This is a genomic window from Bifidobacterium sp. LH_426, assembly GCF_056356875.1.
This window is the reverse complement of record NZ_JBKEVB010000001.1, coordinates 57,920-81,626: the sequence shown is the minus strand read 5'-3', so window position 1 is coordinate 81,626 and position 23,707 is coordinate 57,920. Positions and strand designations below refer to the sequence as shown.

General features: G+C 65.9%; 16 protein-coding genes, 1 pseudogene and 1 riboswitch. Of the genes and pseudogenes, 4 read left to right on the top strand and 13 right to left on the bottom strand.

The genetic code is table 11. The annotated features are described in order from the left end of the window. Positions 1–141 precede the first annotated feature (141 nt). On the bottom strand, positions 142–1,617 hold the full coding sequence (locus AC1AYD_RS00325) for a glycine--tRNA ligase (protein ID WP_476502004.1): 1,476 nt from the start codon (positions 1,615–1,617) through the stop codon (positions 142–144). Between the two features lie 182 nt (positions 1,618–1,799). After that, positions 1,800–1,909, top strand: a riboswitch (TPP riboswitch). Here AC1AYD_RS00325 and thiM point away from each other — a divergent pair. Next, on the top strand, positions 1,902–2,792 hold the full coding sequence (gene thiM, locus AC1AYD_RS00320; protein ID WP_476502005.1) for a hydroxyethylthiazole kinase: 891 nt from the start codon (positions 1,902–1,904) through the stop codon (positions 2,790–2,792). Its footprint overlaps the riboswitch before it by 8 nt. A gap of 41 nt (positions 2,793–2,833) precedes the next feature. Beyond that, a complete protein-coding gene (thiC, locus tag AC1AYD_RS00315; protein ID WP_476502006.1) occupies positions 2,834–5,575 on the top strand; it encodes a phosphomethylpyrimidine synthase ThiC in 2,742 nt (913 codons plus the stop codon). Between the two features lie 104 nt (positions 5,576–5,679). On the opposite strand, the gene AC1AYD_RS00310 is transcribed toward thiC, so the two are convergent. Continuing rightward, positions 5,680–6,888, bottom strand: a complete 1,209-nt coding sequence (locus tag AC1AYD_RS00310) for an AAA family ATPase (RefSeq protein ID WP_476502043.1) — start codon at positions 6,886–6,888, stop codon at positions 5,680–5,682. A gap of 167 nt (positions 6,889–7,055) precedes the next feature. Between AC1AYD_RS00310 and thiD the strand changes: the two genes are divergently transcribed. After that, the gene (gene thiD, locus AC1AYD_RS00305) at positions 7,056–7,862 is read left to right on the top strand and encodes a bifunctional hydroxymethylpyrimidine kinase/phosphomethylpyrimidine kinase (RefSeq protein ID WP_476502007.1); all 807 of its coding nucleotides are present in this window, start codon (positions 7,056–7,058) and stop codon (positions 7,860–7,862) included. Between the two features lie 19 nt (positions 7,863–7,881). Beyond that, a complete protein-coding gene (locus AC1AYD_RS00300; protein WP_476502008.1) occupies positions 7,882–8,331 on the top strand; it encodes a thiamine-binding protein in 450 nt (149 codons plus the stop codon). A 65-nt stretch (positions 8,332–8,396) separates the two neighbouring features. Here the strand turns inward: AC1AYD_RS00300 and gmk are convergent, their stop codons facing one another. The 11 genes and pseudogenes from gmk to rpsL form a co-directional block, all read right to left on the bottom strand. Further along, the gene (gene gmk / locus AC1AYD_RS00295; RefSeq protein ID WP_476502044.1) at positions 8,397–8,981 is read right to left on the bottom strand and encodes a guanylate kinase; all 585 of its coding nucleotides are present in this window, start codon (positions 8,979–8,981) and stop codon (positions 8,397–8,399) included. 306 nt (positions 8,982–9,287) lie between these two features. Beyond that, a pseudogene (gene pyrF / locus AC1AYD_RS00290) lies at positions 9,288–10,196 on the bottom strand (orotidine-5'-phosphate decarboxylase); the annotation flags it as partial. 37 nt (positions 10,197–10,233) lie between these two features. Further along, positions 10,234–13,617 (bottom strand): carbamoyl-phosphate synthase large subunit, encoded by a 3,384-nt coding sequence (carB, locus tag AC1AYD_RS00285; RefSeq protein WP_476502009.1) that lies wholly within the window; start codon positions 13,615–13,617, stop codon positions 10,234–10,236. Between the two features lies 1 nt (position 13,618). Further along, entirely contained in the window at positions 13,619–14,839 is a 1,221-nt protein-coding gene (carA, locus tag AC1AYD_RS00280) for a glutamine-hydrolyzing carbamoyl-phosphate synthase small subunit (RefSeq protein WP_423734911.1), read from the bottom strand. 187 nt (positions 14,840–15,026) lie between these two features. Continuing rightward, entirely contained in the window at positions 15,027–15,440 is a 414-nt protein-coding gene (gene nusB / locus AC1AYD_RS00275; RefSeq protein ID WP_101622084.1) for a transcription antitermination factor NusB, read from the bottom strand. A gap of 76 nt (positions 15,441–15,516) precedes the next feature. Continuing rightward, positions 15,517–16,074, bottom strand: a complete 558-nt coding sequence (gene efp / locus AC1AYD_RS00270) for an elongation factor P (RefSeq protein WP_034526990.1) — start codon at positions 16,072–16,074, stop codon at positions 15,517–15,519. Between the two features lie 202 nt (positions 16,075–16,276). Continuing rightward, complete coding sequence (locus AC1AYD_RS00265) at positions 16,277–18,790, bottom strand: esterase-like activity of phytase family protein (RefSeq protein WP_476544524.1); 2,514 nt, start codon at positions 18,788–18,790, stop codon at positions 16,277–16,279. 278 nt (positions 18,791–19,068) lie between these two features. After that, the gene (gene tuf / locus AC1AYD_RS00260) at positions 19,069–20,268 is read right to left on the bottom strand and encodes an elongation factor Tu (protein ID WP_034526986.1); all 1,200 of its coding nucleotides are present in this window, start codon (positions 20,266–20,268) and stop codon (positions 19,069–19,071) included. Between the two features lie 139 nt (positions 20,269–20,407). Beyond that, positions 20,408–22,531: an elongation factor G gene (fusA, locus tag AC1AYD_RS00255; protein WP_476502011.1), complete on the bottom strand. Its 2,124-nt coding sequence runs from the start codon at positions 22,529–22,531 to the stop codon at positions 20,408–20,410. A 30-nt stretch (positions 22,532–22,561) separates the two neighbouring features. Continuing rightward, on the bottom strand, positions 22,562–23,032 hold the full coding sequence (gene rpsG / locus AC1AYD_RS00250; RefSeq protein WP_034526982.1) for a 30S ribosomal protein S7: 471 nt from the start codon (positions 23,030–23,032) through the stop codon (positions 22,562–22,564). Positions 23,033–23,037: 5 nt separating this feature from the next. After that, positions 23,038–23,409 carry a 30S ribosomal protein S12 gene (gene rpsL / locus AC1AYD_RS00245; protein ID WP_003825774.1) on the bottom strand — a complete coding sequence of 124 codons (372 nt, stop codon included), beginning with the start codon at positions 23,407–23,409 and terminating at the stop codon, positions 23,038–23,040. Positions 23,410–23,707 lie beyond the last annotated feature (298 nt).

The window sequence follows — 23,707 nt, the reverse complement described above, 5'->3', positions numbered from 1 at the left end:
AGGGGGCTGTCATCCGCGGGATGACTGGGGGAGAGACCGCGGCGCGTCGGCCGCTCCTTCTCTCCCCCACCCGGCCGAGCCGGGAGCCCCCTCATCAGAGGGGGCCACTGTCGCCGCCGTCTTCCGACGGCACGCCGCCAATCAGTACAGGCCGCCGGCCTCGTTGATCCTGACGGAGTCCGGCCAGGCCTCGCCGCCCATGGCGACCGGCTTCATCGGCACGCGGGTGCGCTTCTCGCCGATGCGGGCGGCCACGTAGTCGGCGACCTTGTCGAGCGCGACGCGCTCCTGGTTCATCGTGTCGCGGTCGCGGATCGTCACGGCGTGGTCGTCGAGCGTGTCGAAGTCGACGGTGATGCACAGCGGGGTGCCGATCTCGTCCTCGCGGCGGTAGCGGCGGCCGATGGCGCCGGACTCGTCGTAGTCGATCATCCACTCGTTCTGGCGCAGGTCGGCGGCCAGGTCCTGGGCGACGGACTGCAGTTGCGGCTTCTTGCTCAGCGGCAGCACGGCGGCCTTGACCGGGGCGAGGCGCGGGTCGAGGCGCAGGACGGTGCGCTTGTCGACGCCGCCCTTGGTGTTCGGTGCCTCGTCCACGTCGTAGGCGTCGACGAGGAAGCACATGAGGGAGCGGGTCAGGCCGGCGGCCGGCTCGATGACGTATGGGACGTACTTCTCGCCGGTGGCCTGGTTGAAGTAGCTCAGATCCTCGCCGGAGTGCTTGGCGTGCGCGGAGAGGTCGAAGTCGGTGCGGTTGGCCACGCCTTCGAGCTCGCCCCAGTCGGAGCCCTGGAAGCCGAACTTGTACTCGATGTCGACGGTGCGCTTCGAGTAGTGGGCCAGCTTGTCCTTCGGGTGCTCGTAGTGGCGCAGGTTCTCCGGCTTGACGCCGAGGTCCAGGTACCACTGGGTGCGGGCGTCGATCCAGTACTGGTGCCATTCCTCGTCGGTGCCGGGCTCGACGAAGAACTCCATCTCCATCTGCTCGAACTCGCGGGTGCGGAAGATGAAGTTGCCGGGCGTGATCTCGTTGCGGAAGGACTTGCCCATGTTGGCGATGCCGAACGGCGGCTTGGAACGCGAGGAGGTCATCACGTTCTTGAAGTCGACGAAGATGCCCTGCGCGGTCTCCGGACGCAGGTAGTGCAGGCTGTTCTCGTCCTCGACCGGGCCGAGGTGCGTGCGCAGCATCATGTTGAAGTCGCGCGGCTCGGTCCACTTGCCGCGGGTACCGCAGTCGGGGCAGACGATGTCGGCCATGCCGTTCTCCGGCAGCTTGTCGCCGTGCTTCTCGGCGTAGGACTCCTGCAGCTTGTCGGCGCGGTTGCGCTTGTGGCAGTTCAGGCACTCGACCAGCGGGTCGTTGAACACGGCGACGTGGCCGGAGGCGACCCACACCGGGGTCGGCAGGATGATGGAGGTGTCGACGCCGACGACGTCGGGACGGGTGACGACCATCGAACGCCACCACTCGCGCTTGATATTATCCTTCAGCGCGACGCCGAGCGGGCCGTAGTCCCAGGCGGAACGGGTCCCGCCGTAGATCTCGCCGGCGGGGAACACGAATCCGCGACGCTTCGCGAGGGACACGACTTCATCAAGTTTGGACTGAGCCACAATGCACCTTCTGGTTTGAACGGTTTGGGGTCTTACAACCCGTTCAGACTACCTGCATACGCCGACCGGCGAAAGGCCGCGCCACAACTACCACTCCGCCGCACGACACGCAAGAGGTGTGACGCGCTGGAATCCGTCTTCGTCACAGGTTGTCCATATAACCGCATAGCGTCGAATCCGATAACGCAATGCAGGGGAACCCGCAGCCACTCGGCGGGTTGAGATGGGCGCGACGCCCGACCCTTTGAACCTGTTGGTTAAGACCAGCGTAGGGAGCAGTGAATATGAGCGAATCATCGCAGGCAACCGCGGCGGACCGCGACGACGCGGACGTCGCCGCATTGAAGGCGCGCATCAGGAAGGCCTCCGAGGCGGTGCGCGAGCGCACGCCGATGGCGCAGTCGTTCACGAACTTCGTGACCATCAACCTCGTCGCCAACGCGCAGCTCGCCGCCGGCGGCGCCGCCGCGATGAGCTTCCTGCCGGACGACGTGATCGACACCGCGACCATGTCCGGCGCCGACTACATCAACGTGGGCACGCTGCTGCCCTTCTATAAGGACGCGCTGCCGAAGATCGCGCGCGCCTTCCACAAGACCGGGCACAAGTGGGTGCTCGACCCGGTGGCCGCCGGCATCGGCTCGACGCGCACCGAGATCCTGCGCGCCTTCCGCGCCGCTCCCCCGACCATCGTGCGCGGCAACGCCTCCGAGATCATCGCCCTGGCGACGATGTGGGGCCTCGTCTCCCCCGACGACGCGACCCGGCCGGCCGGCGTCGAATCCGTCGACGAGGTCGAGTCCGCCGTCGAACCGGCGAAGACACTCGCCCGCTTCCTCGCCGCGTCCGCGCCGGAAGGCGAGGCGGCCGTCGCCGTCTCCGGAAAGGCCGATCTCGTCACCGACGGCGAGACCGTCTACCGTCTTCCCGGCGGCAGCGCGATGATGGCGAAGATCACCGGCGCCGGATGCTCGCTCGGCGGCGTGACCGCCGTCTACCTCGCCGTCACGGACCCGCTGACCGCCGCGCTCGCCGCGACGGCGCTCTACGACCGCGCCGGCGAGGCCGCGGAGAAGGTCTCGAACGGTCCCGGATCGTTCCAGGTCGCCTTCCTCGACGCCCTCTGGAACACCACCCCCGACCAGATCGCCTCCAGCCCGATCCTCATCGGCTGACACAAAACTTCCACCAACCAATCAACAAGGAACAGGAACACATGAGCAACGAATATCCCTACGCGTCCATGCGCGATTCGTTCGACCTCTCCGCGTACTTCGTGGTCGGGCCGGACGACTGCAAGGGCCGCCCGCTGACCGACGTGGTCGACCAGGCCCTGCACGGCGGCGCCACGTTCATCCAGCTGCGCGCCAAGGGCGCGGACGCCTCCGAACTGACCGAGATGGCCCGCGACGTGGCGCAGATCATCGAGGACGCCGGCAAGTCCGACACGGTCGCGTTCGTCATCGACGACCGCGCGGACGTCGTCTGGCAGGCCCGCCGCAAGGGCATCAAGGTCGACGGCGTGCACATCGGCCAGACCGACATGGAGCCGCGCGAGGCCCGCGCGCTGCTCGGCGACGAGGCAATCGTCGGCCTGTCCGCCGAGACCGAGTCGCTGGTCCGTCTCATCAACGAGCTGCCCGACGGCTGCATCGACTACATCGGCGCCGGCCCGCTGCACGTCTCCTCCACCAAGCCCGAGGCCTCGGTCGGCGGCAACGACGGCTCCGGCAAGACCCTGGACGCCCGCCAGATCGACACGATCTGCGCCGCCAGCGAGTTCCCGGTCGTGGTCGGCGGCGGCGTGACCGCGGCCGACATGGCCATGCTCGCCGGCACCAAGGCCGCCGGCTGGTTCGCGGTCTCCGCCATCGCGGGCGCCGACGACCCGGAGGCCGCCACCCGCGCGATGGTCGAGGGCTGGAAGGCCGTGCGCGGCGACAAGCGCCACAGCTACGCCCCGCGCATCGTCACCCACACGCCGGCCGTCGACACGCAGGCCGCGCAGGAGGGCGCCGCCGAGCCGGGCGCCGAGGCCACCGAGAAGAAGTTCACGAACGCGAAGGAGGCGAAGGAGGCGCAGAAGCTCGCCAAGCAACAGCGCGTCGACATCGCCGCCCGTGGCTCGAAGCAGCGCGACAAGGCGCACATCCGCAAGACGAAGACCGTGCCGTTCTCCTACGAATACGGCTCCTACGACCTCGAAGTGCCGTACACGGAGATCAAGCTCTCCGACACGCCCGGCGTCGGCCCGAACCCGCCGTTCATCGACTACAACACCGAAGGCCCGAAGTGCGATCCGAAGGAGGGACTCAAGCCCCTGCGCCTCGACTGGATCCGCGACCGCGGCGACATCGAGGACTACGAGGGCCGCGCCCGCAACCTGCAGGACGACGGCAAGCGCGCCATCAAGCGCGGCCGCGCCACGAAGGAATGGCGCGGACGCACGCACAAGCCGATGCGCGCCAAGGACCACCCGGTCACCCAGATGTGGTACGCCCGCCACGGCATCATCACCCCGGAGATGCAGTACGTCGCGACCCGCGAGAACTGCGACGTGGAGCTCGTGCGCTCCGAGCTGGCCGCCGGCCGCGCCGTCATGCCGTGCAACATCAACCACCCGGAGGCCGAGCCGATGATCATCGGCTCCCGCTTCCTCACCAAGCTCAACGCGAACATGGGCAACTCGGCCGTCACCTCGTCCATCGACGAGGAGGTCGAGAAACTCACGTGGGCCACCAAGTGGGGTGCCGACACCGTGATGGATCTGTCCACCGGCAACGACATCCACACCACCCGCGAGTGGATTCTGCGCAACTCCCCCGTGCCGATCGGCACCGTGCCGATGTACCAGGCGCTGGAGAAGGTCGAGGACGACGCCTCGAAGCTCAGCTGGGAGCTGTTCCGCGACACCGTGATCGAGCAGTGCGAGCAGGGCGTCGACTACATGACGATCCACGCCGGCGTGCTGCTGCGCTACGTGCCGCTCACCGCGAACCGCGTCACCGGCATCGTCTCCCGCGGCGGCTCGATCATGGCCGACTGGTGCCTGCGCCACCATCAGGAGAGCTTCCTGTACACGCACTTCGACGAGCTATGCGACATCTTCGCCAAGTACGATGTGGCGTTCTCCCTCGGCGACGGTCTGCGCCCCGGCTCCCTCGCGGACGCCAACGACGCGGCACAGCTCTCCGAACTGATGACGCTGGGCGAGCTCACCGAGCGCGCCTGGGCGAAGGACGTGCAGGTCATGATCGAGGGCCCGGGCCACGTGCCGTTCGACACGGTGCGCATGAACATCGAGCTGGAGAAGGCCGTGTGCAAGGGCGCCCCGTTCTACACCTTGGGACCGCTCACCACCGATACCGCCCCCGGCTACGACCACATCACCTCCGCGATCGGCGCCACCGAGATCGGCCGCTACGGCACCGCCATGCTGTGCTACGTGACTCCGAAGGAGCACCTGGGCCTGCCGAACAAGGACGACGTCAAGCAGGGCGTGATCGCCTACAAGATCGCCGCCCACGCGGCCGACATCGCCAAGCACCACCCGCACGCGCAGGACCGTGACGACGCGATCTCGAAGGCCCGCTTCGAGTTCCGTTGGCTCGACCAGTTCAACCTCTCCTACGATCCGGACACCGCGATCGCGTTCCACGACGACACGCTGCCCGCCGAGCCGGCCAAGATGGCGCACTTCTGCTCGATGTGCGGCCCGAAGTTCTGCTCGATGGCCATCTCGCAGAACATCCGCAAGGCGTTCGGCGGCGCGGCCGCCCAGGAGCAGATCGTGAAGGATTCGCTCGCCGGTGTGGCCGCCGACGCGCAGCCGGCCGCGGCCGACGGCGTCGTCTCCGCCAACGTGCTGAGCCCCGAGGAGATCCGAGCCGGCCTCGACGCGATGAGCGAGAAGTACACCGCCCAGGGCGGCAAGCTCTACTCCACCGCCACCGAGTGACGGATTCCGGTCCCCACCGGTAGGATCCCTCCGGTCCGATATGTTGAAACCCCTCTCATCCGAGAGGGGTTTCAACATATGTGGGGTTCCCTTGCCGGCCTCTGCTAGCCCCTATGCGCGCGCAGTTCGGGGCGACGTTCGACGCGCTCGAACGCGGTAATGAGGTCCGCGGCGCGGATCGCGGCGCGGCGATCCTTGGCGGCGACGAGCGCCGCCTCCGTCCAGATCGCGCACACTTCGGCGCCGCTCCAGCCTTCGGTGCGCCGCGCGATGTCCGCGAGGGGCAGCTCCCCTTCGGTCGAGAGCGCGCGCTCCTGCACTTCAAGGATCGCGAGACGGTCGTGCTCGCCCGGCATCGGGAACGGGATCTGCCAGTCGAAGCGGCCAGGGCGCAGCAGCGCCGGATCCACGTCCTCGATGCGGTTCGTGGCGGCGACGACCACCACGTTGCCTTTGGACGCGAAGCCGTCCATGAGCGTCAGCAGCTGTGCGACGAGACGCTTGCCGACGCCGTTCGTGTCGGTGTCGCGCGAGGAGGCGATCGAATCGATCTCGTCGAAGAAGATGATGGCACGCTGGTCGGCCTGCGCGGCGGCGAAGATCATGCGCAGCGTTTCCTCGCTGTCGCCCACGTATTTGCTCACGATGGTCGGACCGGAGACGAGGTAGAACTGCGCGTCGGCCACATTGGCGATGATGCGCGCCAGATGCGTCTTGCCGGTGCCGGGCGCGCCGGTGAAGATCACGCCCTTGATCGGCTTCGCACCGATGGCGCGCATCTGCACGCTGTTGCCGAGCTGCGTCTCGATGAGCTCCTTGGCGCGCGTGACGACCTGCTCGTAGCCGCCGAACGACGCGAACGTGAGGTCCGGGTCGGCGCTCGGCGTGATCCGGTACTGTTTGATGTCGTCGTCGTGGTCGGATTCGCCGGGGCGGATGGCCGTCGGCCACAGCACGCGTTCGATGCCGAACAGGTCGGTGAACTCGACCGTGTTGCCGGGCATGATGTCCACCGGATAGTCGCCTTCGAGGAGTTCCAGCCCGTCCGAGGTCTCCAGCACGACCGCATCCTCCAATGCGCGGCGCACGACGCCGACGCGGGGCTTGATCGGCCAGACGGAGGCGGGCACCTTCGTGTAGAAGCCGTCGCCGACGAGCAGCACGTCGCCCACGTCGAACACCTCCTGACGCGGGAACGTGAGCTGCGTGCTCCGCCCGTTCGGCATCGTCGCGTAATAGGCGACGCGCCCCTCGTCGAATCCGGTGATGCGCGCCAGCACGCCGTCACGGCGCAACACGTCGTCGGACATGATTCCCCTCTCCCACTGCTCGGTTCCGGCCGTTGTCCCGGCCCGTTCCATCACACCACACAACCGCCCCGGAATCAAGGGAAATCCGAGGGAAGTCCAAGGCGGGGCGAGCCGGAAATCAACGGCGGAAACAGGTGAAAAACGAGTCTCCCCCGACTAAGCTGAACCGTATGTCAACACATGCAACCACGCTTCCCCCCGTGCTCGCGATCTCCGGTTCGGATTCGTCCGGCGGCGCGGGCATGCAGGCGGACCTGAAGACCATGCTCGCCAACGGCGTGTTCGGCATGAGCGCGATCACCGCACTCACCGCGCAGAACACGACCGGCGTGCGCTCCATCCAGGACACGGAGCCGACGATCCTCGCCGACCAGATCGACGCCGTGTTCGAGGACATCCCGCCGCTGGCGGTCAAGATCGGCATGGTGTCCGCGACGGACATCATCGACGTGATCGCCGACCGGCTCACGTTCCATCATGCGGCGAACGTCGTGCTCGACCCGGTCATGGTCGCCACGTCCGGCGCGAAGCTCATCAGCGACGACGCGATCGCCGCGCTCACGTCGAAGCTGTTCCCGCTCGCCACGGTCATCACGCCGAACATCCCCGAGGCGCAGGAGCTCACCGGTCTGGCGATCGTCGACGCCGGTTCGATGGAGGCGGCGGCGCGCGCCCTCGTCACGCGCTACGGCTGCGCGGCGCTCGTCAAGGGCGGTCATCACACGAACGACGCGAACGACGTGCTCGCCGAGACCGATGGCACGGTCACGTGGTTCGAGGGTTCGCGCGTCGACAATCCGAACACGCACGGCACCGGCTGCACATTGAGTTCGGCGATCGCGTCGAATCTCGCGAAGGGCGAGACGCTGCCCGACGCAATCCGGCACGCGAAGGAGTATCTGACCGGCGCACTGAACGCGATGCTCGATCTGGGCCACGGTTCCGGCCCGATGGACCACGCGTGGCAGTGGCGGTGAGAGAGAAGGAGAAATGACGATGACGCAGAACGATGACGCCACCGGGCGCGACGCTTCGGACGCGCGTGACGCGGCGCTCGCCACGGCGACCGACCGTTTCGCCGTGAAGCAGGAGGTCCCCATCGACCCGAAGACCGGCAAGCCGTATCTCAACACGGTGGCCGCGATCCAGGTGTCGGTGACGGGCGCGGGCTCCGAGGTCTCCCCCTACGTCTCGCAGGCGATCGAGGTGATCCGCGATTCGGGCCTCCCGCAGGAGACGAATGCGCTGTTCACCGACGTGGAGGGCAACCTCGACGACGTGCTGCACGTGGCCGGCGAGGCCGCGAAGAAGCTCGCGGAGCAGGGCTACCGCACGAGCCTCGTGCTCCACATGGACATCCGCCCCGGTTTCACCGGCCAGCTCGCCGAGAAGCCGAAGCTCGCCGACCAGCTCATCGCCGACCGCAAGGCCGCCGCGGCGGAATAAGACGAAAACAAAAAAGCTCCCTCTGACGAGGGAGCCTGAAGTATATACGGCTGTACAGGGAAGGCTCACGCCTCCTTGCCGTACTCCTTGGCGATGATGTCCCAGAGCTGGTCGGCGGCCTGTTCGACGTTCTCGTTGACGATGGTCACGTCGAATTCGCTTTCCGCGGCGAGCTCCACCTTGGCGGTCTCGAGGCGGCGCTTGCGCTGCTCCTCGGTTTCGGTGCCGCGGCCGGTGAGGCGGCGCACCAGCTCGTCGAAGCTCGGCGGGGCGATGAACACGGTCATCACCTCGAGTCCCAGCTCCTTGGCCTTCTCCTTGACGCGACGCGCGCCCTGCAGGTCGATCTCGAGAATCGTCGGCGTGCCGACGGCCATGTGGTCCTCGAGCGGCTTCAGCGGCGTGCCGTAGTGCGCGAGTCCGTGCACGAGCGCCGTCTCCAGGAACTCCCCCGCCTTCTCCTTGGCGGCGAACTCCTCCTCGCTCATGAACCAGTAGTTGACGCCGTTCACCTCGCCCGGGCGCGGGTCGCGCGTCGTGGCGGAGACGGACACCCAGATCTCCGGGTGCTTCTTGCGCAGCGCGATCTCGACGGTGCCCTTGCCGACGCCGGCGGGGCCGGTGAGCACGAGCAGACGTCCGCCACGCAGCGCCTGCGCGTCCGCGTCGGCTGTGGCTTCCGGCTGCGTGCCGGTGGCGGCCGCGGTTTTGCCCGCGGGAGCGGTCGTCGCGTCGGATTGTGCCTCGGCGGCGGAATCAGCGGAAGCGGCGGTCTTATCGGTGTCGGTCACGGTGATGCTCTCCCTCGGCGCGTCCGCGCCGGTCGTCTCGGATGTTGCGGTTGCGCCGTGGTCGGACGTCCCGGCGGTCTCGGCAGGCGTCTGCGGCACGGGCGCGGCCTCGTCCGTCGCCGCCGCAACGGCCTTCTGCTGCTCCTGCGGCAGCTCGGCGACGCGCGTCGCCTCCATGAGCGCTTGACGCACGTCGAGCGAAATCGCCTCGGTGGCTTCGCTCAATGCGGCGATGTCCGGACCGTGCGACGCGATGAAGCGGGACACGGTGACGAGCACGTTGCCCTTCGTCCCCTTGAACACGGTGCGCAGGTCCTTCGCGTCAGCGCCCTGCCAGCCGTAGCCGGGCGAGAGGATCGGTCCGGTGAACTGGGCCGGGTCGACGCCGGTCTCGTTGATCCACTGGCCGATGGTCGCGCCGATGACGAGGCCGACGGAGCCCATGCCGTCCACGTTGCGGTTGTTCTTCTGCGCGGTGGCGGCGATGCCGTACGCCACCGTCTTGCCTTCATAGTCGCCGACCTGTCGGATGGCGCTTTGCAGGCTCTTGCCCTCCTCGTTGGAGGTGAGGGATGCGATGAACACGCCGCGCCCGTTGTCGAGCGCGTCGTCGATGAGGCCCTGCAGCGATCGCGCGCCGTAGTACGGCAGCAGCGTGATCGCGTCGGCCCTCAGCGGCGCGCCCGGCTTGAAGTAGGCGTCGGCGATGGCGGAGATCGTCGTGGACAGTCCGCCGTGCAGGCAGTCGACGATCGTGATGATGCCCATCTGGCGTGCCGCGTACAGCACGCGTTCCAGCGCGGCGAATCCCTTCGAGCCGTAACGCTCGAACATCGGCGACTGGAACTTGACGGCGGCGGCGCGTCCGTTCGCGGCCTGCAGCATGCGCATGGCGAACATCTCCGCGCCGTCGGCGTCGACGTTGTAGCCCCAATCGGTCAGGAGTTTCCGGTGTGGGTCGATGCCCACGCACAACGGACCGTACTTGTCCATCGAATTGCGCAGACGCAGACCGAAGTCTGAACGCCTGGCGAGCCGTTCCTTGTCCTGTTCCTCAATGGGGCTGTCACTCATCGCGATCCCTTCCTTCGTGTGAGAGGAAATCCGTTGATCAGAAATCCTTGCTTTCCAACGCGAACAGCTGCTTGGAGTGCTCCTGGATGCTCATGATCTGGTAGTCGTTGCGCTTGACCGCCTCGATGGCCAGCAGCACCGCGGAGAACTCGGTGATGGTCGTGAACTGCGGCAGGTCGGCGGCGATGGCGGCGGCTCGAATCGAGTAACCGTCGGAGCGCGACCCGCGCGAGTTCGGCGTGTTGAGAATCATGTCGATCGCGCCGTCCTCGATGAGTTCGACGACGTTCTTGCCGATCGAGCCTTCGGCGTGCACGACCTTCACCGGCGCCTCCGGATCGGAGTCCACGCGGGTGGAGATCTTGTCGACGATCTTCGAGTCGATGCCGTAGCGGCGCAGCACGGAGGCGGTGCCCTCGGTCGCCCAGATCGTGAAGCCGAGCTCGACGAGACGCACGGCCATGAGCGGCAGCTGGCGCTTGTCGGTGTCGTTCACGGAGATGAACACGTTGCCGTGGGTCGGCAGACCGCCCTCGTAGGCGGCGAGCTGGCTCTTGGCGAACGCGTGCGGGAAGTCGCGGTCGAAGCCCATGACCTCGCCGGTGGAGCGCATCTCCGGTCCGAGCAGGATGTCGACGGTCTTGCCGACGGGCGTGCGGAAGCGCTTGAACGGCAGCACGGACTCCTTGACCGCCACCTGCTGGCCGCGGTGCATGACGCCGCCGTCGCCCTTGGGCAGCAGCAGGCCGTTGGCGCGCTGGTCGGCGATGGTCTCGCCGGCCATGATGCGCGCGGCGGCCTTGGCCAGCGCCACGCCGGTCGCCTTGGAGGCGAACGGCACGGTGCGGGAGGCGCGCGGGTTGGCTTCGATGACGTACAGCGTGTTCGCCATGAACGCGTACTGCACGTTGATCAGGCCCTTGACGTTGCAGCCCTTGGCAATCGCATAGGTGCCCTCGCGCAGGCGACGGATCTGGTCGTCGGACAGCGTGGACGGCGGCAGCGTGCAGGCGGCGTCGCCGGAGTGGACGCCGGCCTCCTCGATGTGCTCCATGATGCCGCCGATGTACAGCTCCTCGCCGTCGAACAGCGCGTCGACGTCGATCTCGATGGCGTCCTGGAGGAACTTGTCGATGAGCAGCGGGGAGGGCAGACGGCCGGAGACGACCGTGTCGGCCTGGGCCTCGGCGAGGGCACGGTTCACGTACTTCTCGAGCTGGGCGTTGTCGTAGACGATCTCCATGCCGCGGCCGCCGAGCACGTAGCTCGGGCGCACGAGCACCGGGTAGCCGATCGAGTGGGCGGCCTCCTGGGCCTCCTCCAGCGACAGGGCGGTGCCGTAGCGCGGCGCGTTCATCTTCGCCTTCTTGAGCACCTCGCCGAACAGCTCGCGGTTCTCCGCGAGGTCGATGGCCTCCGGGGTGGTGCCGAGGATCGGCACGCCGGCGGCCTTGAGGCGCGCGGCGAGCGACAGCGGCGTCTGGCCGCCGAGCTGCACGATGACGCCCTTGACCGGGCCCATGCGCTTCTCGGCCTCGTAGATCTCGAGCACGTCCTCGAAGGTGAGCGGCTCGAAGTAGAGGCGGTCGGAGATGTCGTAGTCGGTGGAGACGGTCTCCGGGTTGCAGTTGACCATGATCGTGTCATAGTCCTTGCCGAGCTCCTGCACCGCGTGCACGCAGGTGTAGTCGAACTCGATGCCCTGGCCGATGCGGTTCGGGCCGGAGCCGAGGATAATCACGGCCTCGCGCTCGCGCGGCTTGACCTCGGACTCGTCCGCGTAGCAGGAGTAGTAGTACGGCGTGGCCGCGTCGAACTCGGCGGCGCAGGTGTCGACCGTCTTGTACACGGGCTTCAAGCCGTAGGTCCAGCGCAGCTCGCGGATCGTGTTCTCGCCCTCGTCGCCGAGGTTCCTCAGGTGCGCGATCTGCAGGTCGGACAGGCCGGCGAGCTTGGCGCGGCGCAGCAGCTTGCGCGTGAGCGTCTCGGCCTCGCGCACCGCCTGGGCGGTCTCGTTGATGAGCGTGAGCTGCTTGAGGAACCACGGATCGATCTTGGTGGCCGCGTACAGCTGCTCGATGGTGGCGCCGCCCCAGATGGCGCGCATGAGCTCGAGGTAGCGGTTCTCGGTGGGCGTGTGGATCGCCTTGAGCAGTTCGGCGACCTCGTCGGCCGTCGGCTTCGGACCGTCCCAGTTGAAGCCCATGTGGCGCTTGTCGATGGAGCGCATCGCCTTGCCGAGGGACTCCTGGAAGTTGCCGGCCAGGGCCATGGCCTCGCCGACGGACTTCATCGACGTGGTGAGCGTCGGATCGGCGCCCGGGAACTTCTCGAACGCGAAGCGCGGCACCTTGGTGACCACGTAGTCGATGGTCGGCTCGAAGGAGGCCGGCGTGGACTGGGTGATGTCGTTGCGGATCTCGTCGAGCGTGTAGCCGAGGGCCAGCTTGGTCGCGATCTTCGCGATCGGGAAGCCGGTGGCCTTCGAGGCGAGCGCGGAGGAGCGGGAGACGCGCGGGTTCATCTCGATGACGATGATGCGCCCGGTCTCGGGGTGGATGGCGAACTGGATGTTGCAGCCGCCGGTGTCGACTCCCACGCCGCGGATGATGGCGATGCCGATGTCGCGCAGCTTCTGGTACTCGCGGTCGGTCAGGGTGAAGCACGGGGCCACGGTGATGGAGTCGCCGGTGTGCACGCCGACCGGGTCGACGTTCTCGATCGGGCAGACGACCACGACGTTGTCGTTGCGGTCGCGCATGAGCTCGAGCTCGAACTCCTTCCAGCCTTCGATGCCCTCCTCGATGAGCACCTCGTCGGTCGGCGAGTAGTGGATGCCGGCGCCGGCGATGCGGTGCAGCTCCTCCTCGTCGTGCGCGATGCCGGAGCCGAGGCCGCCCATCGTGAAGCTCGGGCGGACGACCAGCGGGTAGCCGAACTCGTCGGCGATGCGGTCCACTTCGGCGAGCGTGTGGGCGATGCGGGAGCGCGCGGATTCGGCGCCCGCCTCGTCGACGACCTTCTTGAACAGCTCGCGGTCCTCGCCGCGGTCGATGGCGTCGAGGGACGCGCCGATCAGCTCGACGTCGTACTTCTTGAGCACGCCGGCCTCGCCGAGCGCCATCGCGGCGTTGAGCGCGGTCTGGCCGCCGAGGGTCGGCAGCAGCGCGTCGGGGCGTTCCTTGGCGATGATCTGCTCGAGGATCGGCGTGGCAATCGGCTCGATGTAGGTGGCGTCGGCCATCTCGGGGTCGGTCATGATGGTGGCCGGGTTCGAGTTGACGAGGATGACGCGGATGCCTTCCTCCTTGAGGACGCGGCATGCCTGGGTGCCCGAGTAATCGAACTCCGCGGCCTGACCGATCACGATCGGGCCGGAGCCGATGACCATCACGGATTTGATGTCGGTGCGCTTCGGCATATCACTTACCTTCCTTGGAGTCGGCGCGGGAATCGCGCGGATTGTTCTTCATGAGATCGCAGAATCGGTCGAACAGGTACGCGGCGTCGTGCGGGCCCGCGGCGGCCTCCGGGTGGTACTGCACGGAGAACGCGGGGATGTCGACGCACTGCAGGCCTTCGACCACGTCGTCGTTGAGATCGATGTGGCTGACGAACACCTTGCCGTACTTGCCGTTCTCGAACGGGGCGTCGACGGTTTCGCCGATCGGCGCGTCGACGGCGAAGCCGTGGTTGTGGGCGGTGACCTCCACCTTGCCGGTGGTGAGGTCCTTGACCGGCTGGTTGATGCCGCGGTGGCCGAACTTCAGCTTGTACGTGCCGAAGCCGAGCGCGCGGCCGAGCAGCTGGTTGCCGAAGCAGATGCCGAAGAACGGGTAGCCGGCGTCGAGGACCTTGCGCAGCAGCTCGACCTCCGGGCCGGCCTGCTCCGGGTCGCCCGGGCCGTTGGAGAAGAAGACGCCGTCCGGGTTGAGGGCGGTCAGCTCTTCGAACGTGATGGTGGAGGGCACGACGTGCACGCGGCAGCCGCGCTCGGCCATGCGGTGCGGGGTCATCGCCTTGATGCCGAGGTCGACGGCGGCCACGGTGTACAGCGGCTCCTTGCCTTCGAACTCGCCGCACGGCTCGATGGTGTACGCCTCCTTGGTGGAGACCTCGTCGTACAGGCTCAGACCCTGCATCTGCGGGGTGGCCTTGACCGCGTCGAGCAGTTCGTCGATGGTCTTGAGGCGGCCGTCCTCGCCGAGGAGCGCGTCGCCGGAGAAGATGCCGGCGCGCATCACGCCTGCGGAGCGCAGGTGGCGCACCAGCTTGCGGGTGTCGATGTCGGCGAGACCGACGATGCCGTTGGCTTCGAGATCGCCGTCGAGGCTGCCCTCGGCACGCCAGTTGCTCACGTTCGGGGAGGGCTCGCGCACGATGTAGCCGGCCACCCAGATGCGGGAGGATTCCGGATCCTCGTGGTTGACGCCCGTGTCGCCGATGTGCGGGAAGGTCTGCACGACGATCTGACGGTCGTAGCTCGGATCGGTGAGCGTCTCCTGGTATCCGGTCATGCCGGTGGCGAACACGATCTCACCCGTGGTCGCGCCATGGGCCCCGTAGGGTTCACCCACATACACCTGCCCATCCTCCAGCACAAGGACCGCATCGTCCTTGCCATAGTTCGCGATCTCGCTCACCAAAACCCCCTTTTCGTTCTCGGGTCGTCCGTATTCAAGGTTATCGGCCCGCGCCGACGCACACGCGCAGGACACACGCGCATGTCGCCGTTCGCGGCCGTTCTGTTCTCGTGCCGGTTGGTCGCGCCCGGCCCACGCTCTCATAAAAACGCCTCCCGTGTTGCGGGGAGGCGTTCAAAAAGAAATATCAGTCCAACGGCTTTTCCTTGGCCGTGCAGATCGCGGACAGCAGTCCGTGGATGAATGCGGGGGAATCCCCGTCGCACAGCGTCTTCGCGAGGGACAGCGCTTCGTCGATGGCGACCTTGTCGGGCACGTCATCGTTGAAGAGGATCTCCCAGGCGGCGATACGCAGGATGTTGCGGTCGATCACGCCCATACGGCGGACCTTCCACCCGGTGGAGTGCTCGTCCAGGGTGGAGTCGATCTCGTGCTGGTGCTCGGCCACGCCCTTGACGATCTCGATGGCGTATTCGGGCAGCGGCGTCTGCGCGCCGGGCGTCTCGATGCGCTCGTCGAGCAGGGACAGGATGTCCTGATCCTTCTCGTCCGCCTCATACAACGTGTTCAGAGCCCTCTTACGGGCGGTGGAACGTGCCATGCAGCTCTTTCGTCCTTCGTGTCGTCGGTTTACCGGTTGGAACTGGTGCGATCGGTGTGATCAGCGGGTGTGCGGATCAGTTCTCGCGGCCCAGGTAGGAGCCGTCGGTGGTGTTGACCTTGACCTTCTCGCCCTCGTTGATGAACAGCGGGACCTGGATCTCGGCGCCGGTCTCCACGGTGGCCGGCTTGGTGCCCGCGTTGGAGCGGTTGCCCTGCAGGCCCGGCTCGGTGTGGGTGATGGTCAGGACGACGGAGGCCGGCAGTTCGACGCTCAGCGGGGTCTCGTCGTGGAAGGACACGATGCAGTCGGTGCCTTCGAGCAGGAACTTGGTGTCGACGATGGACTTCGGCACGTAGACCTGGTCGTAGGTGGTCATGTCCATGAAGACCAGGTTGTCGCCGTCCTCGTAGGAGTACTGGAGGTTGCGGTTGTCGACGGTCTCGAACTCCATCTTCATGCCCGCGTTGAAGGTCTTGTCGACGATCTTGCCGGAGAGCACGTTCTTGATGGTGGTGCGCACGAAGGCGGGGCCCTTGCCCGGCTTGACGTGCTGGAACTTGAGGACGGTCCACAGCTGGCCGTCCAGGTTCAGGACGGAACCGTTCTTGATGTCATTGGTAGTCTGTGCCACGATGTCTCACCTATTTCTAGTGTCGAGGGCTTACCCAAAATTTGCCTTCGCTATTATGCCACCACCCCCCTACCGCGCCACACCGGCCGTCCGGCGAACGGGCCGGCGCCGTCACGCGTCTTCGTGATGCATGCGATGCATGTGGGACATACGACGGGCCGTCCGTGTCCCGGGGAGACACGGACGGCCCGCATGGATTATCTCACAGGCGACGACGGCGCGCAGCGAGATAGCCGCCGGCCACCGACAGCAGCAGCGCGGCTGCGGTGATCGCCGTCACGTCGGCGCCGGTGCGGGACAGCTTGCCGGCACCCGTGGCGCCGTGCCGGCCACCGTTCGGCTTGGCGCCTGTCTGCTGGCCGCCATTCTGATCACCGGCGGTCTGGCCACCAGCGGTCTGGCCGCCGTTCTGGCCACCAGCCGTGGGATCGGGCACGAACACGGACCGGTCGATCTGCAACCGGACGATGCGCGTCGTCTCCGTGGTGTCGAAGTTGTTGTCGGTCATGACGCTCAGGTCGAGCTTGCCGCCATCGTTCGAATCGGTGATGATCAGATCCTCGAAATTGTCGAGCAACGGGTTGGTGTCCGAATACGCCGCGTTCGGCTTGAACCGGGCGCCGAGGGTCAGCTTGCCGCCCAGATCGGCGAGTTCGGTGAAGCTCAGGAACGACGAGTCGCCGCTCGCGGACAACGAGGCGACGCCGCTGACGTCCGGAGCCGCCGCGATGCCGTGCGCATACGCGATCCTGATGCCGTATCCGTGGGTCTGGTCCCACGAGCGTTCCAGCACGAGGAACCCGTCCTCGCCGATGGCGGCGAATTCGGTGATGCCCATGTCGGCGTTCGCGGCCTTGAACGCGACCTGCTTGACCAGTTTCCACTGGCCTTCGGAACCCTTCACATCGTCCCGGTACACCAGGACTCGGCGGGCGGCGGTGTCGATGTCCTTGCCGGTCGGGGAGTCGTTCTTCAGCGCGTATTCGTTGCCGACGAGGATCTGGTGGCCGGACGGGGACACGGTCAGCGCCTCGAGGCTCTTGTTGTGCAAGGCCTGTCCGTTGCCGTTGATGTCGAACAGTTCCGGCACGGGCAGTTCGCCCTTCTGCCGTCCGTCGGTGCCGAAGATGCGGATCTTCGGCTCCTCGTGCTCACCCGCGGCGGCGTTCGGATGGCCTTCGGAGGTGAGCACGAAATCACCGTTCGGCAACACGCCGAGGCCTTCGTCGTCGGTGGTTTCGCCGTTGTATGGGGTGCCGTCCGCATCGGTCAGGACGATGCTCCCGGTCGGGGCGGCCTTGCCGAAATCGTTGCCGAGCAGCCACAGACGAGCCACGTCGGTGCCGTGGTTGTCCATCGTGGAGACGTACTGTCCGAGCTTGGCGTTGTATGCGGTGGAGGACAGTCCTCCGAACGGGATCGGTTCGCTGGTGCCGGTGCCGTCGCTGTACCCGTTGACCGACCAGTAGTCGAGGTGGTCGTCACGGCCGAGTGCGGTGACGTACTTGGAAAGCGTGCCGCTCGCCGAATCGTCGAAGCCGGCGGCCGCCTTCTGGAACGGTTCCGCTTCGACGTCGAGGATGCGCGTGGTCTGGCTGGCGCTGTAGTTGTCGTCGCTGATGATGGAGATGTCGGCCTTGTAGCTGCCGTCGCCGCGGTACCATGTGGCGTCGGGCGTGGCGAGCTGGTCGCGGTTCGTGATGACGAGCCCTTCGTAGTTGTCCATCAGCGGGTTGGTCTGCGGCGATCCCGGCTTCTTGGATGCGCCGAGGTCGGAGAGCTTGTCGAGCTCGCCGATCTGACGCGACTTCACGAATTTCGAGGCGTTGGCGGGATCGTTGAGGTTGGCGACGTCGGAGACGTCGGGCGCGGCGTCGAGTCCGGAGACGTAGGACAGCGCGACCTTGTTGCCGGTCTGGCTGTTCCAGGTGCGCTGCAGCACGTATAGAGAGTCTTCGGAATCGAGCGCGACGTCGGTCACGTCCAATCCGGTGACGGCCTGGAATCCGACCTGCTTGACCAGCGTCCACGTTCCGGCCTTGCCTGCGACGTCGTCGCGGTAGACGAGGAAGCGCCGTGCGTTGGTCTTGTCCTGATACACGTCGTTCTTGAGCGTGCCCTCCATGGCGGCCACGAGCTCGTGGCCGGTCGGCGACAGGCTCAGGCCTTCGAGCGTGAGGTTATGGGACGCCTGTCCTTCGGCGGTGTTGATGTCGAACAGTCCGGGAATGGGCAGCTCTCCCTTCTGCCTTCCGGTGGCATCGAAGATGCGGATCGTGGGATGTTCGGGCTGCGTCTTTCCCGCCGGGGGAATGCCCTCCGACGTGATGGCGAAGTCCCCGTTGGGCAGCACGGCGATGCCTTCGTTGTCGGTCGTGTTGCCGTTGTAGGGGGTGCCGTTCGCGTCGGTGAGGGTCACCGGGTCGCGGGTGATGGCCGGGTTGCGCAGGTCCTTGCCGAGGAACCAGACGTGGGAGACGTCGCTTCCGTGGTTGTCGGACTGCGCGACATACGAATCGGCCTGCGCATCCCAGGCGATGCCGGAGAGTCCTCCGACGCGTATGCCCTTGTAGTCGACCTTGTCCAGCGCGTCGCTGTAGGCGACCGGCGTGACCTGATTCGGCGTGACGGTGTCATCGGCATACGCCGCGGGAGCCGTCGCGCACCCCAGTGCCATGCATGCGGCCGCTGCGATCGCCGCTATCGTTCTGTTCATCATTCCCCTTCCGTAACCGTAACCAGTATCGCTGATTGCGCTATCATGCTGGCCCCGCAAAGTTGCGAGGGAGGGAAGAATCGCACGGCATCTGATGAACCGTGCATGAAGAACATGTCGGTCGCGACGTGATCGGGTACGCCGTCGTACCCGTACGTATCCGTTTACAGGAAAGAAATGGAAAGGAATATACGAATGGGGCTCCGAAATCCGTAAGGATTCCGGAGCCCCATTTCAGTACGCTAGTTCAAGCGTGTCGAAGATCTCTCTGATGGAAATCAGGCGAGGATCTTGGTGACACGGCCCGAGCCGACGGTGTGGCCACCCTCACGCACGGCGAAGGTCAGGCCCTCCTCCATAGCGATCGGCTGGATCAGCTCGACGGTGAAGGTCGCGTGATCGCCCGGCTGGACCATCTCGACGCCTTCCGGCAGCTCGATGACGCCGGTGACGTCGGTGGTGCGGAAGTAGAACTGCGGACGGTAGTTGGAGAAGAACGGCGAGTGACGGCCACCCTCATCCTTAGTCAGGACGTAGACCTCACCCTCGAACTTGGTGTGCGGGGTGACGGAGCCCGGAGCAGCCACGACCTGGCCACGCTCGACGTCCGTACGGCCGAGGCCACGGAGGAGCAGACCGGTGTTGTCGCCAGCCTCGCAGGAGTCCATCGTCTTGTGGAAGGTCTCGATGGAGGTGACGGTGGTGTTCTGGGTCGGGCGGATGCCGACGATCTCGACCGGGGTGTTGACGGCCAGCTGGCCACGCTCAACACGGCCGGTGACGACGGTACCACGGCCGGAGATGGTGAAGACGTCCTCGATCGGCATCAGGAACGGCTTGTCGAGGTCGTGGACCGGGGTCGGGATGTACTCGTCGACGGCGTCCATGAGCTTCTTGATCTGCTCGACCCACTTCTCGTGGTCCGGAGCGTCGTCGTGCAGCGCGCCGTAGGCGGAGACGTGGATGACCGGGCAGTCACGATCGAAGCCGTTCTCGTCGAGGAGGTCACGGACCTCTTCCTCGACGAGCTCAATGAGCTCCTCATCGTCGACCATGTCGCACTTGTTCAGGGCGACCAGGATCTTCGGGACGCCGACCTGACGGGCGAGCAGGACGTGCTCGCGGGTCTGGGCCATCGGGCCGTCGGTGGCGGCCACAACGAGGATGGCGCCATCCATCTGGGCGGCACCGGTGATCATGTTCTTCACGAAGTCGGCGTGGCCCGGGCAGTCCACGTGAGCGTAGTGACGCTTCGCGGTCTGGTACTCGATGTGGGCGATGTTGATGGTGATACCGCGGGCGGCCTCTTCCGGAGCGGAATCGATCTGGTTGAAGTCGTACTCCGGGTTGACATCCGGGTACTCCTCGTGCAGAACCTTGGAGATGGCCGCGGTCAGGGTCGTCTTGCCGTGATCGACGTGGCCGATGGTGCCGATGTTAACGTGCGGCTTAGTACGCTCGTACTTTTCCTTTGCCATTACTTTGTCCTCCTGGACGTTTCGTAGGTTTACTGGGTTTCTGGGTTTCGTGCCACATTGAAGGAGCCAGAACCCAGTCAGCGGTACACGATATTACCGCTGACTGGAGACGTGGCGCAAATCAACGTAGCTACGCGTGTCACTCGCCGCGCTGGGCCTTGATGATCTCGTCGGAGACGCTCTTCGGCACCTCGGCGTAGGAGTCCATCTGCATGGTGAACATGGCGCGGCCCTGGGTCTTCGAGCGGAGGTCGCCGATGTAGCCGAACATCTCGGACAGCGGGACCTTGGCGTCGATGACCTTGACGCCGGTGGCGTCGGTCATGGACTGGATGTTGCCACGGCGCTGGTTGAGATCGCCAATGACTTCGCCCATGTAGTCCTCCGGGGTACGGACCTCCACGGCCATGATCGGCTCGAGGATGACCGGCTTCGCCTTCGGGGCGGCTTCCTTGAAGCACATGGAGCCCGCGAGCTTGAAGGCCATTTCGGAGGAATCGACCGGGTGCATCTGGCCGTCGGTGACGGTGGCCTTGACGCCCACGACCGGGAAGCCGGCGAGAATACCGGATTCCATGGCCTCCTTGACGCCGGCCTCGATGGACGGGATGAACTCCTGGGAGATGTGGCCGCCGGTGACGGCGTTCTCGAACTCGAAGGTCTTGCCCTCGGTGGTCTCGAGCGGCTCGAAGTTCATCAGGACCTTCGCGAACTGGCCGGAACCACCGGTCTGCTTCTTGTGCGTGTAGCCCTGGTCCATGACGGCCTTGCGGATGGTCTCGCGGTAGGCGACCTGCGGCTTGCCCTGGGTGCACTCGACCTTGAACTCGCGACGCATACGGTCGACGATGATGTCGAGCTGGAGCTCGCCCATGCCGGCGATCAGGGTCTGGCCGGACTCCTCGTCCGTGGTGACCTGGAACGTCGGATCCTCTTCGGCCAGCTTGGCGAGGGCGATGCCCATCTTCTCCTGGTCGGCCTTGGTCTTCGGCTCGACGGCGACCTGGATCACCGGATCCGGGAAGGTCATCGAGTTGAGGGAGATCGGAGCGTCCATGGCGCACAGGGTGTCGCCGGTGGTGACGTTCTTCAGGCCCACGAAGGTGTAGATGTTGCCGGCGTCGGCCACGTCGACCGGGTTCTCCTTGTCGGCGTGCATCTGGAAGATCTTGCCGACGCGCTCCTTCTTGCCGCGCGTGGAGTCGAGCACGTTGTCGCCCGGCTTGACGGAGCCGGAGTAGACGCGCACGAACACGAGCTTGCCGTAGAACGGGTGGGTGGAGATCTTGAAGACGAGGGCCGCGAACGGATCGGACTTGGTCGGCTTGCGGTCGATCTCGACGGATTCATCGCCGGGCTCGAAGCCCTTGATGGCCGGCACGTCCTCCGGGGACGGCAGGAAGTCGACGACGCCGTCCAGCATCGGCTGAACGCCCTTGTCCTTGAAGGCAGAACCGCAGAAGACCGGGAAGGCCTTCTTCTCGATGGTGAGCTGGCGGACGCCCGCGCGGATGTCCTCCTTGGACAGCTCGCCGTCCTCGAAGAACTTGTTCATCAGGTCGTCGTTCGCCTCGGCGGCGGCCTCGACCAGCTGCTCGTGGTACTCGGCGGCCTTGTCCTTCAGGTCGTCCGGGATCTCGGTGGTGTCGTACTTGGCGCCGAGGCTGTCGGTGCCGTTCCACACGTAGGCCACCATCTCGACCAGGTCGACGACGCCGGTGAAGTCGTTCTCGGCGCCGATCGGCAGCTGCATGACGATCGGGGTCGCGCCCAGCTTCTCCTTGATGGTGTCGACGGAGTAGTAGAAGTTCGCGCCGAGCTTATCCATCTTGTTGATGAAGCAGATGCGCGGCACGCCGTACTTGTCGGCCTGACGCCACACGGTCTCGGACTGCGGCTCCACACCCTCCTTGCCGTCGAAGACGGCGACGGCGCCATCGAGCACGCGCAGGGAGCGCTCCACCTCGGCCGTGAAGTCCACGTGGCCCGGGGTGTCGATGATGTTGATCTGGAACTTTTCCTTGGTGTCGTGGGACTGACGGCTCCAGAAGCAGGTGGTGGCGGCCGACTGAATCGTGATGCCGCGCTCCTGCTCCTGCGCCATGAAGTCCATCGTCGAGGCGCCATCGTGGGTCTCACCGATCTTGTAGTTCTTACCGGTGTAGTACAGGATGCGCTCGGTGGTGGTGGTCTTACCGGCATCGATGTGGGCCATGATGCCGATGTTGCGGACGAAATGAAGGTCCGAAAGCTCTGCAGCCATCTTTATCCTTAGTCTTCCTCAGGCGAGTGATTACCAGCGGTAGTGGGCGAAGGCCTTGTTGGCCTCTGCCATCTTATGAGTATCCTCGCGACGCTTGACAGAAGCGCCGAGGCCGTTGGAGGCGTCCAGGATCTCGTTGGCGAGACGCTCGGCCATGGTCTTCTCGCGACGGGCGCGGGAGAAGTCAGTCAGCCAGCGCAGGCACAGCGTGTTGGCGCGGTTCGGCTTGACCTCGACCGGCACCTGGTAGGTGGCGCCGCCGACTCGGCGGGAACGCACCTCGAGGGACGGGCGGATGTTGTCCAGCGCGCGCTTGAGGACGGCAACCGGCTCCTGGTCGGTCTTCTCCTTGACCATGTCGAGCGCGGAGTAGACGATGTCCTCGGCGATGGACTTCTTGCCGTCCAGGAGGATCTTGTTGATCAGCTGCGCGACGACGGTCGAACCGTAGATCGGATCGGGCAGCACGACGTGCTTCTTAGCGGGTCCTTTACGTGACATATCTCTTACTTCGCCTTCTTTGCTCCGTACAGGGAACGACCCTGCTTGCGGTCCTTGACACCCTGGGTATCGAGCGCGCCACGCACGATGTGGTAACGCACACCCGGCAAATCCTTCACACGGCCGCCGCGCACGAGCACGATGGAGTGCTCCTGCAGGTTGTGGCCCTCGCCCGGGATGTAGGCGGTGACTTCGATGCCGGAGGACAGACGGACACGGGCGACCTTACGAAGCGCCGAGTTCGGCTTCTTCGGGGTGGTGGTGTAGACACGGGTGCACACGCCGCGACGCAGCGGGCTGCCCTTGAGCGCCAAAGTCTTCGACTTCTTCGGCTTCGGCGAACGTCCCTTACGGACGAGCTGTTCGATAGTAGGCAACTTGAATTCTCCGATTCAGTGTTTTTCTTGGTTCCGTGAGGCCCGCAGCACCGTGAGCCACACTCCCCCGAGCATCCGGAACCCCGTTCCGAATCGGAAAGTCAGCCACTGTCCACCGGCCCGATGGCCCGTTCCTCTCTCGCCGCCGCATTGCTGCGCGCGATCCATGCGATTCACGGGATATCCCAGCGCCGTACTCCTGTCACATAAGGCGTACCGCTGGCACACACGAATATCCATATTACGAACCGCCCGGACAACGACACGCCAGACTCTCATCCACGCCCCTCCTCACCCA